Annotated in this window: 11 protein-coding genes and 1 pseudogene; 10 read left to right on the forward strand and 2 right to left on the reverse strand. The window is 60.6% G+C overall.

Annotated elements, in window-relative coordinates:
* Nucleotides 1-111: 111 nt before the first annotated feature.
* Nucleotides 112-2,331, reverse strand: coding sequence for a primosomal protein N' (locus AACY08_RS09625; RefSeq protein ID WP_339469209.1), 2,220 nt, complete (start codon nucleotides 2,329-2,331; stop codon nucleotides 112-114).
* A gap of 214 nt (nucleotides 2,332-2,545) precedes the next feature.
* Here AACY08_RS09625 and rpmE point away from each other — a divergent pair, with 214 nt between their 5' ends.
* The 3 genes from rpmE to AACY08_RS09640 all read left to right on the forward strand — a co-directional run bounded on the left by rpmE (nucleotide 2,546) and on the right by AACY08_RS09640 (nucleotide 5,047).
* Nucleotides 2,546-2,776: a 50S ribosomal protein L31 gene (gene rpmE / locus AACY08_RS09630; protein ID WP_049710411.1), complete on the forward strand. Its 231-nt coding sequence runs from the start codon at nucleotides 2,546-2,548 to the stop codon at nucleotides 2,774-2,776.
* A 14-nt stretch (nucleotides 2,777-2,790) separates the two neighbouring features.
* Nucleotides 2,791-3,597 (forward strand): thermonuclease family protein, encoded by an 807-nt coding sequence (locus AACY08_RS09635; RefSeq protein WP_339435789.1) that lies wholly within the window; start codon nucleotides 2,791-2,793, stop codon nucleotides 3,595-3,597.
* A 181-nt stretch (nucleotides 3,598-3,778) separates the two neighbouring features.
* Nucleotides 3,779-5,047 (forward strand): malic enzyme-like NAD(P)-binding protein, encoded by a 1,269-nt coding sequence (locus AACY08_RS09640; RefSeq protein WP_339415550.1) that lies wholly within the window; start codon nucleotides 3,779-3,781, stop codon nucleotides 5,045-5,047.
* A gap of 121 nt (nucleotides 5,048-5,168) precedes the next feature.
* On the opposite strand, the gene AACY08_RS09645 is transcribed toward AACY08_RS09640, so the two are convergent.
* Nucleotides 5,169-7,628 (reverse strand): penicillin-binding protein 1A, encoded by a 2,460-nt coding sequence (locus AACY08_RS09645; RefSeq protein ID WP_445261430.1) that lies wholly within the window; start codon nucleotides 7,626-7,628, stop codon nucleotides 5,169-5,171.
* Nucleotides 7,629-7,849: 221 nt separating this feature from the next.
* Between AACY08_RS09645 and pilM the strand changes: the two genes are divergently transcribed.
* The 7 genes and pseudogenes from pilM (at nucleotide 7,850) to AACY08_RS09680 (ending at nucleotide 14,706) form a co-directional block, all read left to right on the forward strand.
* Entirely contained in the window at nucleotides 7,850-8,503 is a 654-nt protein-coding gene (gene pilM, locus AACY08_RS09650; RefSeq protein WP_339469211.1) for a type IV pilus biogenesis protein PilM, read from the forward strand.
* Complete coding sequence (locus tag AACY08_RS09655) at nucleotides 8,500-9,054, forward strand: PilN domain-containing protein (protein ID WP_339469213.1); 555 nt, start codon at nucleotides 8,500-8,502, stop codon at nucleotides 9,052-9,054. Before pilM ends, AACY08_RS09655 begins: the two co-directional genes overlap by 4 nt.
* Complete coding sequence (locus tag AACY08_RS09660) at nucleotides 9,051-10,010, forward strand: pilus assembly protein PilP (protein ID WP_339469214.1); 960 nt, start codon at nucleotides 9,051-9,053, stop codon at nucleotides 10,008-10,010. Before AACY08_RS09655 ends, AACY08_RS09660 begins: the two co-directional genes overlap by 4 nt.
* 138 nt (nucleotides 10,011-10,148) lie before the next feature.
* Nucleotides 10,149-11,405: pseudogene (locus AACY08_RS09665) on the forward strand (type IV pilus secretin PilQ); the annotation flags it as partial.
* A 4-nt stretch (nucleotides 11,406-11,409) separates the two neighbouring features.
* The gene (aroK, locus tag AACY08_RS09670; protein WP_010213757.1) at nucleotides 11,410-11,928 is read left to right on the forward strand and encodes a shikimate kinase AroK; all 519 of its coding nucleotides are present in this window, start codon (nucleotides 11,410-11,412) and stop codon (nucleotides 11,926-11,928) included.
* A 125-nt stretch (nucleotides 11,929-12,053) separates the two neighbouring features.
* Nucleotides 12,054-13,154 carry a 3-dehydroquinate synthase gene (gene aroB / locus AACY08_RS09675; protein ID WP_339469215.1) on the forward strand — a complete coding sequence of 367 codons (1,101 nt, stop codon included), beginning with the start codon at nucleotides 12,054-12,056 and terminating at the stop codon, nucleotides 13,152-13,154.
* Between the two features lie 10 nt (nucleotides 13,155-13,164).
* Nucleotides 13,165-14,706, forward strand: a complete 1,542-nt coding sequence (locus tag AACY08_RS09680) for an SPOR domain-containing protein (RefSeq protein ID WP_339469216.1) — start codon at nucleotides 13,165-13,167, stop codon at nucleotides 14,704-14,706.
* Nucleotides 14,707-14,979 lie beyond the last annotated feature (273 nt).

The following is a 14,979-nucleotide window of genomic DNA, read 5'->3' on the forward strand; positions in this document are numbered from 1 at the left end:
ATTCAGACGGGTTGGCGACCTGCGGGCCTCATCGCGGGCAAGTTCGCTTCCATATTTAAGGCTGTTCACATTTCAAAATGTGGGGGCTGACATGCGATTGCAATGTAACGATCAGTACAAATCCACCGGGTCCACATCCAGCGACCATCGCACTTGTCGGCCGCTGGGCATTTGCTCCAGGGCAAGCAACCAGCTACTTAATAGCCGATGCAGGGGCGCACGGGAGGTTGCTTGCAAGAGTAGCTGAGCACGATAACGCCCGGCGCGGCGTTCCATGGGCGCAGGCACCGGGCCGAGCAGCTCGATGCCGCTCAGGCTCAGCTCGCCGAGCAAACGTTCGGCGGCGCTGCACGCTTCATCCAGAAAGCTTTCGGCCTGCCCTGGTTTGTGGGCTTCGGCGCGTAATAACGCTAAATGCGAAAAAGGTGGCAGGCCGGCGGCGCGGCGTTCGCTCAGCGCCTGTTCGGCGAACGCAAAGTAACCTTGTTCAGTCAGTTGGATCAGCAGCGGATGTTCGGCCAGGTGTGTCTGGATAATCACCCTGCCTGGCTCTTCGGCGCGGCCTGCGCGGCCGGCGACCTGCACGATCAACTGCGCCATGCGTTCGCTGGCGCGGAAATCCCCGGAGAACAGCCCGCCGTCCGCGTCCAGGATCGACACCAGGGTCACCCTTGGAAAATGGTGCCCTTTGGCAAGCATCTGCGTGCCGATCAAGATGCACGGCTGGCCCTTCTGGATGGTCGCGAACAGTTGGTTCATCGCGTCTTTGCGCGAGGTGCTGTCGCGATCGACGCGCAGCACCGGGTAATCGGGGAACAGAATGCCCAGGCGCTCTTCCGCGCGTTCGGTGCCTGCGCCTACAGGTCGCAGGTCGACTTTGCCGCATTGCGGGCAGTGGCGGGGCAGCCGCTCCACATGACCGCAGTGATGGCAGCGCAACTCGCCGTGGCGCTGGTGCACGGTCATGCGCGCATCGCAGCGCTCGCACTCGGACATCCAGCCACAGTCGTGGCACAGCAGGGTCGGCGCAAAGCCCCGACGATTGAGAAACACCAATACCTGTTGGCCGGCGGCGAGGGTCTGGCCTATGGCTTGTTGCATGGGCCCGGAAATACCGCTGTCCAATGGGCGACTTTTAACGTCGAGGCGTAGGAAACGTGGCTGCTTGGCGCCGCCCGCCCGCTCGTTGAGGCGCAGGAGGCCGTAACGGCCGGTGTAGGCGTTGTGCAGGCTTTCCAAGGACGGCGTGGCCGAGCCCAGCACAATCGGGATGTCTTCCTGGCGTGCGCGCACCAACGCCAGGTCGCGGGCGTGGTAGCGCAAGCCTTCCTGCTGTTTATAGGAGCCGTCGTGCTCCTCGTCGATGATGATCAGCCCGGGGTTCTTCATCGGGGTGAACAGCGCCGAACGGGTGCCGATAATAATGTCGGCTTCGCCATCGCGCGCGGCCAGCCACGACTCCAGGCGCTCACGGTCGTTGACCGCCGAGTGCACCAGGGCGATACGTGCGTTGAAGCGTTGTTCGAAGCGCGCCAGGGTTTGCGGGCCCAGGTTGATCTCGGGGATCAACACCAGTGCCTGTTTACCGGCTTGCAGGGTTTCGCGGATCAACTGCAAATAGACTTCGGTCTTGCCGCTGCCGGTGACCCCGGCCAGCAGGAAGGCATGGAAACTGTCGAAGCCTGCACGAATGGCTTCATACGCAGCGCGTTGCTCTGGGTTCAGCGGCAATTCCGGTTGGGCCAGCCAGTGTTCGTGGCGGGCGTTGGGGGCTTGCTTGCGGATCTCCACCTGCACCAAGCCTTTAGCCAGCAGCAGGTTGAGGCTGTCCTTGCTCAGCATCAGCTTGCTTAACAGTTGATGGGCCACGCCGTGGGGATGCTGTGCCAGTGTCGCCAAGGCTTCACGTTGGCGCGGGGCGCGGGCGATACGCGGGTCGTCGAGGCTCGCGCCGGGCACCGTCGACCAGAAGCGTTCCTGGCGTGCTTCGGCCAGTTCGCCTTGGCGCAACAGTACCGGCAATGCCCAGCTTAAGGTGTCGCCCAGGCTGTGCTGGTAATACTGGGCCGTCCACAGGCACAGCTTGAACAGCGCAGGTGGCAGCGGTGGGGTGGCGTCGAGTATCGCCAGCGCGGGCTTGAGCTTTTCCGCAGGCACTTCGCTATGGTCGGCCACTTCCACCAGGATGCCGATCATTTCCCGCCGGCCAAAGGGTACACGTACGCGCATGCCCGGCTGTAACTGCGCCCGCAGCACGCCAGCCGGAGCCCGGTAATCGAACAGGCGGCGCAGGGGCGAGGGCAGGGCTAGGCGCAAAATGGCGTCGGGCACGCGGGGGTCTCATATAAAGGCAGGCGGTGGCGCAGGGGCGGGAGCCTAGCAGACAGGCGCAGGCTTGGGTATGCCGCACTTTCTGATGAAAGGCGCGGATTCAGCCAGATGCGCCGCTTGCGCGATTAAAAAGGTCTGGTAGAATCCGCGGCCTAATTACGTGCGGTATTCGACAATAGTGTCGAGTGGCGGCACGCTAGCCCGAGGAAGTGCCATGAAAGCCGATATCCATCCAGCGTACGAAACCATCGAAGTAACCTGCAGCTGCGGCAACAAGTTCGAAACGCGTTCGAACCTGTGCAAGCCACTGGGTACTGACGTATGCAACGAGTGCCACCCGTTCTACACCGGTAAGCAGAAAACTCTGGACACCGGCGGCCGTGTACAGCGCTTCGCAGATCGCTTTGGTGCTTTCGGCAAGAAGCCTGCTACTCCAGCAGAGTAAGGCTCAAAAGCCTTATGGGCTTTTGCCAGCTGTTGAAAAAGGCGTCCCTTGTGGGCGCCTTTTTTGTGCCTGGGATTTGGCAGTCAGCTGCCCAGGCGCAGGTGTTCTGTCCCGCGCCGTCAGGCCTGGCCCGGGTGGAGGTGCAGCGCGTGGTGGATGGCGACACGGTGCGCCTCAAGGATGGTCGCAGCGTACGGATGATTGGCCTCAATGCGCCGGAGACCGGCAGGCGAGGCCGTTCCGACGAGCCCTACGCCGTCGCTGCCCGTCAGCGCTTGCAGGCATTGGTTGACGCCAGCGACAGTCGCCTCGGCCTGGTGCCTGGGCGCGAGAGCAAAGACCACTACGGACGCACGCTGGCTCACCTCTACGGTGCCAATGGCGAGAATCTGGAAGCGCAGTTGCTGGCCGAGGGCCTGGGGTTCCAAGTGGGCGTCGCGCCCAATGTCGATCTCGTCACTTGCCAGCAGGCGGCCGAAAACACTGCCCGCAAGGCGCGACTGGGTCTTTGGCGCCAGTCGCCAGTGCAACAGGTGGCGCAGCTCAAGCAATCCGGCTTCGTGCTTGTCAGCGGTAAAGTGCGCAAGATCGAACGCAATCGTGGTGGAATCTGGATCGAATTACGAGGTTCACTGGTATTACGCATTGCACCCGACCTCATCCAACAATTCGACGCCGCATGGCTAAGTGGTCTGCAAGGCAAGGCAATCGAGGCGCGCGGCTGGGTGCAGGATCGCGCCAAGCGGGGCGCCCTGAAAAACGGCCAGGCACGTTGGCTGCTGCCAGTGACCGACCCCGGTATGCTCAAATCGATTTATTAATAAAAAATTGTAGACATTTTTTTAGGTAATTGTGAACACTTGAGCCCTTGTGTCCCGTGGCCTTAGACCAAAGTACGGCACTTTGGGGCCTTGACACCTGTGACTGCCCAGTCTTGTAGGGACTTTGCGACACGCGTATCCTCGGCGGTCCGTCGACCAACAGCAAAAGCGGAATGCCGATATGTCTGATTTGAAAACTGCCGCTCTCGAATACCATGCCCATCCTCGTCCAGGGAAGCTGAGTGTAGAGCTCACCAAAGCCACTGCCACCGCCCGCGACTTGTCGCTGGCCTACAGTCCTGGTGTTGCCGAGCCCGTACGTGAAATCGCCCGCGACCCTGAACTGGCGTACAAGTACACCGGCAAAGGCAACCTGGTTGCAGTGATTTCCGATGGCACCGCGATTCTCGGCCTGGGCAACCTTGGCCCATTGGCGTCCAAGCCAGTCATGGAAGGCAAAGGCGTGCTGTTCAAGCGCTTCGCCGGCATCGACGTTTTCGACATCGAAGTCGACTCCGAAAGCCCGCAGGCGTTCATCGACACGGTCAAGCGCATTTCCATCACCTTTGGTGGCATCAACCTGGAAGACATCAAGGCACCTGAGTGCTTCGAGATCGAAAAGGCCCTGATCGAACAGTGCGACATTCCGGTATTCCACGATGACCAGCACGGCACCGCGATCGTTACCGCTGCCGGCATGATCAACGCCCTGGAAATCGCTGGCAAAACCCTGGCTGATGCCAAGATCGTCTGCCTGGGCGCTGGCGCCGCAGCCATCTCGTGCATGAAGTTGATCGTGAGCATGGGCGCCAAGCTGGAAAACATCTACATGGTCGACAGCAAGGGCGTGATCCAGTCCGAGCGTACCGACCTGAACCAGTACAAGGCGATGTTTGCCCATCCTTCGTCCAAGCGCACCCTGGCTGACGCGCTCGACGGTGCAGACGTGTTCGTTGGCCTGTCTGGCCCGAACCTGCTGAGCGCCGAAGGCCTGAAGTCCATGGCGGCCAACCCGATCGTGTTCGCCTGCTCCAACCCGGACCCGGAGATCTCGCCGGAACTGGCGCATGCCACTCGCAACGACGTGATCATGGCCACTGGCCGTTCGGACTACCCGAACCAGGTCAACAACGTTCTGGGCTTCCCGTTCATCTTCCGTGGCGCCCTCGACGTTCGCGCCAGGCGCATCAACGAAGAGATGAAAGTGGCTGCTGCCAACGCCCTGCGTGAACTGGCCAAACTGCCGGTGCCTCAAGACGTGTGCGATGCCTACGGTGGCGCCAAGCTGGAATTCGGTCGTGAGTACATCATCCCGAAACCAATGGATAAGCGCCTGATCACCCTGATCTCCGATGCCGTGGCCAAAGCCGCCATCGAGACCGGTGTGGCTACCCTGGCGTATCCGAAGAACTACCCGCTGCAAAGCGTGGATGATGTGTTCAACGGCTAAGCTGTAGACCCATAAAAAAACCCGGCTCGGAACGCCGGGTTTTTTTATGGGGAAGTTTCAAGCTGCAAGCTGCAAGTTTAAGGGTGGCACATCACAGCTCTTTCTTACCGCTTGTAGCTCTCTAAAAGAGATCGATCGGCGCCGCCTCGTCTGCTGGCAGCGGGCTGCCCGGCGCGACGCCATTGCCCAGCTCATTAATTGACGGTGGCGTGTCTTCGCTCTTGAACAGTTCGAAGTACGCATTCGGCGTGCTTGGCGATGCCGCACGGCCACTGATCGGGTCGATCCGCAGGCTGAGGATGCCTTCCGGCTCCGGCTGGGTGTGCAGTGGCTTGTCCTTCAAGGCTGCGCCCATGTAGCTCATCCAGATCGGTAGCGCGACGGTGCCACCGTACTCTCGACGTCCAAGGCTTTCCGGTTGGTCGTAGCCGGTCCACACGGTGGTGACGTAGTCGGCGTTGTAGCCGGAGAACCACGCATCCTTGGACTCGTTGGTGGTGCCGGTCTTGCCCGCGATATCGGCGCGGCCAAGGGCCAGGGCGCGGCGGCCGGTGCCCTTCTTGATCACGTCTTCAAGGATGCTGTTGAGGATATAAGTGGTACGGCCATCGACGATGCGCTCGGCCACGGCTGGCGCCTGCGGTTCGGTTGCAGCGGCGTTGGCAGTTGGCGCAGCACCTGGGGTTGGCTCAATGGTGATGCCGCCATTACTCGGGGCCGCCAGGCCATCATTCGCGGCTACGCCGTTGACCACATCCCCCGGCACTCGCGGCGGGTTGGCGGTAAACAGGGTGTCGCCGTTGCGGCTTTCGATCTTGTCGATCAGGTACGGCGCGATCTTGTAGCCGCCGTTGGCAAAGGTACTCCAGCCGGTGGCGATTTCCATCGGCGTAAGGGTCGCGGTGCCCAGCGCCAGGGACAGGTTTGGCGGCATGTCGGATTTGGCAAAGCCAAAGCGCGTCATGTAATCGATGGTCTTGCCCACGCCCATCGCCTGCAGCAGGCGGATCGACACCAGGTTACGTGACTTGTACAGCGCCTCGCGGATGCGGATCGGGCCGAGGAACGTGTTGTTGTCGTTCTTCGGGCGCCAGACTTTGTCCAGGTACTCGTCGACAAACACGATCGGGGCATCGTTGACCAGGCTGGCGGCGGTGTAGCCGTTGTCCAGTGCGGCGCTGTAGATGAACGGCTTGAAGCTCGAGCCGGGCTGGCGCTTGGCCTGGGTCGCACGGTTATAGTTGCTCTGCTCGAACGAGAAACCACCCACCAGCGCGCGGATTGCACCGTTCTGCGGGTCCAGAGACACCAGAGCGCCCTGGGCCAATGGCACCTGGCTGAATTTGAGCGTGTCGTCCTTCTGGCGTTGCACGCGGATCAAGTCACCCACCTGCGCCACGTCAGACGGCTGCTTGGGCATTGCGCCCATGCTGTTGGTGTTCAGGAAGGGGCGCGCCCATTTCATGCTGTCCCATGCCACATGGGCTTCACCCGTGCGGGTCAGCACCTGCACGCCATCCTTGTTCACTTGGGTGACGATCGCCGGCTCCAGGCCGCTGATCGCACGTTGCTTGCCCAGCTCGGTGGTCCAGGCGCTCAGGGTCTTGCCCGGCAGGCGCGATTCAGGGCCGCGGTAGCCGTGGCGCTGGTCGTAGGTGATCAGGCCGGAATGCACCGACTCATTGGCGATGTCCTGCAGGTTGCTCGGCACAGTGGTGGTCACACGGAAACCTTCGGTGTAGGCCTCGCTGCCGTAGCGGCCGACCATCTCGGCGCGCGCCATTTCGGCGATATAGGGTGCGTTCACTTCCGGCGTCTGCACGTGGTAGCTGGCGTTCAATGGCTCGGCGATGGCGCTTTCGTAAGCGGCTTGGTCGATCTTGCCCAGCTTGTACATGCGCCCCAGGATCCAGTCGCGGCGTTCTTTGCTGCGCGCCGGGTTGGCCAAGGGGTTGAAGCGTGATGGGGCCTTTGGCAGGCCCGCAATCATGGCCATCTGCGCCAGGCTGGCATCACGAATTGACTTGCCGTAGTAGACCTGCGAAGCCGCCTCGATCCCATAGGCACGGTTGCCCAGGTAGATTTTGTTTACGTACAGCTCGAGGATCTCGTCCTTGGTCAACTGGCGCTCAATCTGCAGTGCCAAGAGGATCTCCGTGGCCTTGCGCGAAAAGCTGCGCTCGCTGGTGAGGAAGAAGTTCTTCGCCACTTGCATGGTGATGGTGCTGCCGCCGGACTGAATGTGTCCGCTTTTTACCAATTGTGTCGCCGCACGCAGCAGGCTGCTTGGGTCGACGCCATAGTGGTTGGCAAAGTTATCGTCTTCGGCCGACAGCAGGGCGTTGATGAAATTGGGTGGAATATCGGCAAAACGAATCGGTGTGCGGCGCATTTCGCCGAACTCCGCGATCAGTTTTTCATCGCTGCTGTAGACCCGCAAAGGAATCTGCAACTGGATGCTTCTAAGGGCCTCTACGGAGGGTAAACCCGGACTAAGGTAGAGGTAGGCCCCGCTGAGCACGAGCAGCAGCCCGCACACGATGGCGACAATGGAGTACCCGAAAAACTTCAGCAGACGAATCAAGGCTTTTGGATTTCCAGAGAAAAGAATGAGTTAGGCGTCGGGGCATGCATGGCAAACGATGGATCGACCCGAGCTGCAGATAAATAGCGGGAAAAAGCGCTGGGCATTAAAGCATTTTTCGACTTGGGGCGTCATTCGCGCCGGTTCAACAAGTCGACCGAATGCAGGGTGCACAACGGCAATCAGGCGGTATGACAGACAAAATTTTAGGGAGTTTTATGAGAAAGGGATTTTTCACGCGAAAAGCCGACACCTTGCTAGGTGTCGACATCAATGACACGAGCATCCGGCTGATCGAGCTGGGTCGCTCAGTTTCGGGGTTCAACGTTCAAGGCTATGTTACACAGGCGTTGCCTGCGCACACGGTGGTCGACGGCACCTTCCTCGATCTCGACGGTGTAGGGCGCACCTTGCGCAGTGCGTTGTCGCGGTTATCGACGTCGGCCCGTGGTGCCGCCGCCTCTGTGGCCGGGCCTTCGGTGATCACGCGGATGATCGAAATGGAAGCGGGGCTCACAGACGATGAGATGACCTGGATGATCCAGATGGAGGCAGACCAGTACATTCCTTATCCATTGGATGACGTGGCCATCGACTTTCAGGTGCGCGGGCCGACTGCACTTGACCCAGGCCGTGTCGAGGTACTGCTCGCTGCATGCCTCAAGGATCAGGTGGAAGCCCGCGAGGCAGTTTTGGCCCTGGCGGGGCTGGTGCCGAAGGTGGTCGATGTCGACGCGTTTGCATTGGCGCGCGCTTGCAGTCAGGATTTCGCAAGCTTCACGCCGAGCGATCGAGTGGATAGTGCACAATGGGCCGTGGATGCCCAAGGGATGGGAATTGCTTGCGGGTTGGCCCTGAGGAGTTTCGCTTGAAGACACGAATCAACCTACTGCCTTGGCGCCAGTCGCTGGCAGAGCGGCGTCGCAAGAATTTGCTGGCGTGTTTGCTGGTGTTCGCTTGTGCGGCGCTGGCGACTGTGTGGCTGGCGGATCAGGTGATCGACCAAGCCATTGATCGTCAGGTGACTCGCAATGACCATCTGGGCAAGGAAATCACCGGCCTGGATTCGCGCATCAAGACCATCGATGACCTGCAGGAGCAAAGCCAGCAACTGGCGCAGCGCATGAAGGTCGTGCAAGACCTGCACGATGCACGCTCCAATGGTGCTCAGCTGTTGGATCAGTTGGCGCGTGCGGTGCCTGACGGTGTGCACCTGCATGAAGTGCTGGCGAAGGGCGATACGGTGAGTATCAGCGGCAGCGCTGAATCCAGCCAGGACATCGCCCGGTTGATGCGCCGCCTGGAGGCCGCGCAAGGCGCCCATTCGACGCGACTGCAACATGTGCGGACGGATGGCGCGCGCGGCAACAATGAGTTCCAGCTGATGGTCCGTCAGGGAGAGTCCACCGAGGCTCAACCTTGAGCCTGCTGAGGCTCAATCTTTCTGCACTCACTCACAACGCTGCAAAATGGCCCTTACCCGGCAAGGCCCTGTTGGGCTGTGCGCTGACGGGTCTGGTGTTTGTGGTGGGCGACCTTGCGTACCTGAGTCCTTCGCGGGCGCGGTTACATCAAGTCGAGGCGCGGGAAGTGGCCCTGCAGCAGCAAGTCGCACAAAAAACTGTCCTGGCTGCCAGCCTTGAGGCGCGCACGCAACAGCTTCAGTTGATGCAGGCGAAGGTCGATGAGCTTTTGCAGGCATTGCCGAGCGAGTCAGAAATGCCCGGCTTGCTGGAAGACGTTGCGCGTCTGGCACTGGCCAATGGTTTGCTGGTTGAGAGCGTCACCCCGTTGGATGAGTTGTCTCGGCCGTTCTATCACGAACAACCTGTGCAGATCGGTGTCGCGGGCGCTTATCACGACCTCGCGATGTTCGTGAGTGGCCTGGGTGGCCTGTCGCGCATCGCCACGGTGCACGATGTGGCCTTTAGGCGTGATGACAAGCTTTTACGCCTTGACCTGCTGGCCAAGACTTACTGGCATGCCCAGGGCGGTGGGCGAGGCGGGCAAGGGCAGCCGTTTGTCTACGACTCATTGGGGCTGCGCGATCCTTTTCAATTGCTTGCCATTCAGGTAGACCACGTGTCTGGTCGGCCAGCCCGCGCGCCAGACCTCGCCCGGCCACGTGGTGTACTGGAAAGTCTCCCTATGGAACAGTTTGAAATGGTCGGCACGCTGTCCCGTGGGGTGCGAGCTTTCGCCCTGCTGCGTGCGGCATCCAACGTGCACCGCCTGGCGGTCGGTGACTACTTGGGGCCGGACCATGGGCGTATCACTGCCATCCACGAACGTTACATAGAACTGGTCGAGCTGTTTCCTGATGGTCAGGGCGCCTGGATTGAGCGCCCCCGAACGCTGGTGTTAAACCTCAACTCATAACGGAATCAAACAATGAAAAGGACTTTTTCGTCCGTCGGTGTGGCGCTATGGATAGCGTTCACGGCACCGATGGCTAGTGCTGTGCCCAGTCGCGTGGATCTGATCCAGTTGCCGCCTCCCGGCAGCGCCATGTCAAGCGCCTACACAGGCGACAAGCTGAACCTTAACTTCCAGAGCATCGAGTTACGTACCGCGTTGCAGCAAATTGCCGATGTGGCGGGCCTCAACCTGGTAGCGAGCGACGATGTGCAGGGCTCGATCACCCTGCGCCTCAAGGATGTGCCCTGGGACCAGGCGCTGGACCTGGTGCTGCAAGCCAAGGGGTTGGATAAGCGGGTAAAGTCCGGCGTATTACTGGTGGCGCCTGCCGAGGAGTTGGCCGCGCGTGAGCTGCTGACCCTTGAGTCGCGCAAGCAAATGGCCGAACTGGCGCCGTTGCGCCGTGAGCTGTTGCAAGTCAACTACGCCAAGGCGGCGGACCTGGCCAAGCTGTTCCAATCGGTCACGGGCCTTGAGGGCGTCACCGATGAGCGTGGCTCGGTGGCGGTCGATGATCGCACCAACAACATCATTGCCTACCAGACCGGGGAACGGCTGGAGGAGCTGCGGCGGATCGTGGCTCAGCTGGATATTCCGGTGCGCCAGGTAATGATTGAAGCGCGGATTGTCGAGGCCAATGTCGATTACGACAAAAGCCTGGGCGCGCGCTGGGGTGGCCGGCTGAATCGCGGAAACTGGGGCGCGGGAGGTATCCCCAAGCCTCAGTCTGAAGGTGCGGAACCACCTGAGAACCCACCCAGCTCACCCTTTGTCGATTTGGGTTCGCTGACCGGCACCTCGGGCCTGGGCATCGCCTTTATCACCGATAACCTGCTGCTGGACCTGGAACTCACCGCCATGGAGAAAACCGGCAACGGAGAAATCGTTTCGCAACCCAAAGTGGTCACCTCCGACAAGGAAACCGCGCGCATCCTCAAGGGCACCGAGATTCCTTATCAGGAATCCAGTTCCAGTGGCGCCACTTCAGTGTCGTTCAAGGAGGCGTCGCTGTCGCTGGAGGTCACCCCGCAAATCACCCCCGACGACCGCGTAATCATGGAGGTCAAGGTCACCAAGGATGAGCCCGATTACTTGAACAAACTCAACGACGTGCCGCCGATCAAGAAAAACGAGGTCAATGCCAAGGTGTTAGTGAGGGATGGCGAGACCATTGTTATCGGCGGGGTCTTCTCCAATACCCAAAGCAAAGTGGTAGATAAAGTGCCATTTTTGGGCGATGTGCCGTATCTTGGCCGCCTTTTCCGGCGCGATGTGCTGGCGGAGAAAAAATCCGAGCTGCTGGTATTCCTGACTCCGCGTATTATGAATAACCAGGCGATTGCTGTGAGTCGTTGATTCTGTGCGAAATTTGATTCTTGTAGGACCGATGGGGGCTGGAAAAAGCACCATCGGCCGTTTGCTGGCCAAAGAGCTGCGCCTGCCATTCAAAGATTCCGACAAGGAAATTGAATTGCGCACGGGTGCCAATATCCCATGGATCTTCGATAAGGAAGGCGAGCTGGGCTTTCGTGACCGCGAGCAGGCGATGATCGCCGAGCTGTGTGGCTGCGATGGCGTGGTATTGGCGACTGGCGGTGGCGCGGTGATGCGCGACGAAAACCGCCGCGCGCTGCATGCCGGTGGTCGGGTGGTCTATCTGCATGCGTCAGTCGAGCAGCAGGTGGGCCGCACCGCCCGCGATCGCAATCGACCATTGCTGCGTACGGCCAACCCGGAAAAAACCCTGCGGGACCTGCTCACGCTGCGCGATCCGCTGTACCGGGAGATCGCCGATCTGGTGGTGGAAACCGATGAGCGGCCCCCTCGGATGGTGGTCCTCGACATTCTCGAGCGTCTGCAACGGCTGCCACCCCGTTAAAGCTGGGCCCGAAATGCGCTATTCTCGGCGGCGCGCTATCACCCTGCGGGGTGTGGCGTAGAGCCATCAGGTGATGTCAGATCTTGACGTTGCCGGTCGTCAATACATCTCTAACGCGGGGACACATGCAGACACTTAAGGTCGATCTAGGCGAGCGCAGCTACCCGATCCATATTGGCGAAGGTCTGCTGGACCAGCCCGAGTTGCTCGCACCGCACATTGCCGGGCGGCAAGTGGCGATCATCTCCAACGAAACGGTCGCGCCGCTGTATCTTGAGCGTTTGAGCCGCAGCCTGTCGGCGTACTCGGTTATTTCTGTGATCTTGCCCGACGGCGAAGCCCACAAGAACTGGGAAACCCTGCAACTGATCTTTGATGGCTTGCTGACCGCACGCCATGACCGCCGCACCACGGTGATTGCTTTGGGCGGCGGCGTGATCGGTGATATGGCCGGCTTCGCAGCCGCCTGTTACCAGCGTGGCGTGGACTTTATCCAGGTGCCGACCACTCTGTTGTCCCAAGTCGATTCGTCGGTGGGCGGCAAGACCGGTATCAACCACCCGCTGGGCAAGAACATGGTGGGCGCGTTCTATCAGCCTCAAGCCGTGCTGATCGACACCGCGACACTCAACACCCTGCCACCGCGCGAATTGTCGGCTGGCCTGGCGGAAGTCATCAAGTATGGGTTGATCTGCGACGAGCCATTCCTGACCTGGCTGGAAGAGCATGTAGACGCATTGCGCAACCTCGGCCAGGTGGCACTGACCGAAGCGATTTCCCGTTCCTGCGCCGCCAAGGCGCTGGTGGTGAATGCCGACGAACGGGAGTCCGGTGTGCGGGCCACGTTAAATCTGGGCCACACCTTCGGCCATGCGATCGAAACGCACATGGGCTATGGTGTGTGGCTACATGGCGAGGCCGTGGCTGCTGGCACGGTGATGGCGTTGGAGATGTCGCAACGCTTGGGCTGGATCAGCGCCCAGGAGCGTGATCGCGGTATCCACCTGTTCCAGCGCGCCGGTTTGCCGGTCATCCCGCCTGAGGAGATGACTGAGGCGGACTTCCTCGAGCATATGGCGATAGACAAGAAAGTGATCGACGGTCGACTGCGACTGGTGCTGCTGCGCCACATGGGCGAAGCGGTAGTGACCGACGATTATCCAAAAGAGATTTTACAAGCCACGCTGGGAGCGGATTACCGTGCCCTGGCTCAGCTGAAAGGTTAATCAGATCCCGATGACTAGTTTGCATGCCGACGAGGCGTTCCTCGGCCACTACCAGTTAAGCCACGACCCCTTTGCTCCACGGGTGCCTGGTTTCAAATTTTTCCCGGCCCAGCGCAAACCGGTGCTTGGTCAGTTGCATCACCTGGCGCGCTACAGCCAACTGCTGCTGGTCGTGACCGGCCCGTTGGGCAGCGGCAAAACGCTGCTGCGCCAGGCCCTGGTGGCAAGCACCAACAAGCAATCGGTACAGAGTGTGGTGGTGTCAGCCCGTGGTGCCGGTGATGCGGCGGGCGTGTTGCGCCAGGTTGCCCAGGCGCTGGACGTGGCCACAGCCGAGCCGAACGCGATCCTCAAGCAGGTTGTGCAGCTCGGTCTGACCGGCCAGGAAGTCTACCTGCTGGTGGATGACGCCGAGCAGCTCGACGAATCGGCTCTGGAGGCGCTGTTGGCGTTGGCGGCGGGCACGCCGGAAGGTCGCCCGCACGTGTTCCTGTTTGGTGAGTCGTCGTTGATCGCCGACCTCGAGCAGATCAGCGGTGATCAGGAGCTGTTCCACGTCATCGAGCTGCAGCCGTACGAAGAGGAAGAAACCCGCGAATACCTGGCTCAACGCCTGGAGGGCGCCGGGGCGGGTATCGAACTTTTCTCCGCTGCGCAGATCTCTGATATTCACGAAAGCTCCGACGGCTGGCCTGGCAACATCAATCAGGTTGCCCGCGATGCCATGATCGAAGCCATGATCGCCAGCCGCACTGCGGTCAAGCGTCCAAAGATGGGGTTCACTATGCCTAAGAAGCACGTATTGGCGATTTCCGCCGTTGTCGTGGTCGCTGTAGCGGCTGCCTGGTTGATCCCGGGTCGCAGCAAAGCACCGACCACTGCCGGCGCGCCAACCGAACAGGCGCAGTTGCCACTGGGTAAGCCCACGCCAAACGTTGAATTTGCCAACTCCGGCCAACCGACCAACCTGCCGATGGTCGGCCAGCCCGTCATGCGCGGCCCGCTCGCTGAAGAAGCGGGTGGCATTTCCGAAGGTGACGACGGTGTACCGGTGGAAGGTTCCAGCGCTACGCCGCCGACCGTGACCACCACCGCACCACCTGCGGGCGTGCCAGCGGGCCAGCCGGCACCTGCGCCTACGGTGGCCACTGCCAAGCCTGCGCCAGTGACCAAGCCGGTCGCGCCAGCACCTGCCGCCAAGCCAGCTCCGGCCGCCAAGCCTGCTGAAAAACCAGCCGCCACTGTCGCCAAAGCCGGCGCCGCTGGCAGCAGCTGGTACGCCAGCCAGCCAACCAGCAACTTCGTGGTGCAGATCCTTGGCACCAGCTCCGAAGCCAATGCCCAGGCGTTCGTGAAAGAGCAGGGCGGCGAGTACCGTTATTTCAAGAAAATGCTTAACGGCAAGCCTCTCTACGTAATCACCTACGGCAACTTTTCCAGCCGCGCTGCCGCAGATTCCGCGATCAAATCCTTGCCAGCGAAGGTTCAGGCTGGTAAACCTTGGCCTCGCACTGTTGCCAGCGTTCAACAAGAACTCGCAACAACTCGCTGAAGGTCCGGCGGCTTTACCCAGGCCGCCCTCCCGGCACCTCAAAAAACTACAACAGCGTGCAGCCCTGAAGGCCGCGCGCTTTGTGGTGTCTGCGTCACGTAGCTTTTGAGTCGTAGCGGTCAGAATTAAAAAAGTTTTGACTAGCACAGCATATCGCTTTAAACCTTTCATAAATGCGACATAGATTTGCGACATTTCGTCGCTAAATTTGTGAGCGTCTGTGTCGGTGTGTACAATGACCTCCCTTTTGCCCCCGCTAAGCCGGCGTACGTT

Source organism: Pseudomonas sp. EL_65y_Pfl1_R83 (assembly GCF_963970695.1).
Taxonomy (GTDB): Bacteria; Pseudomonadota; Gammaproteobacteria; order Pseudomonadales; family Pseudomonadaceae; genus Aquipseudomonas; species Aquipseudomonas tritici.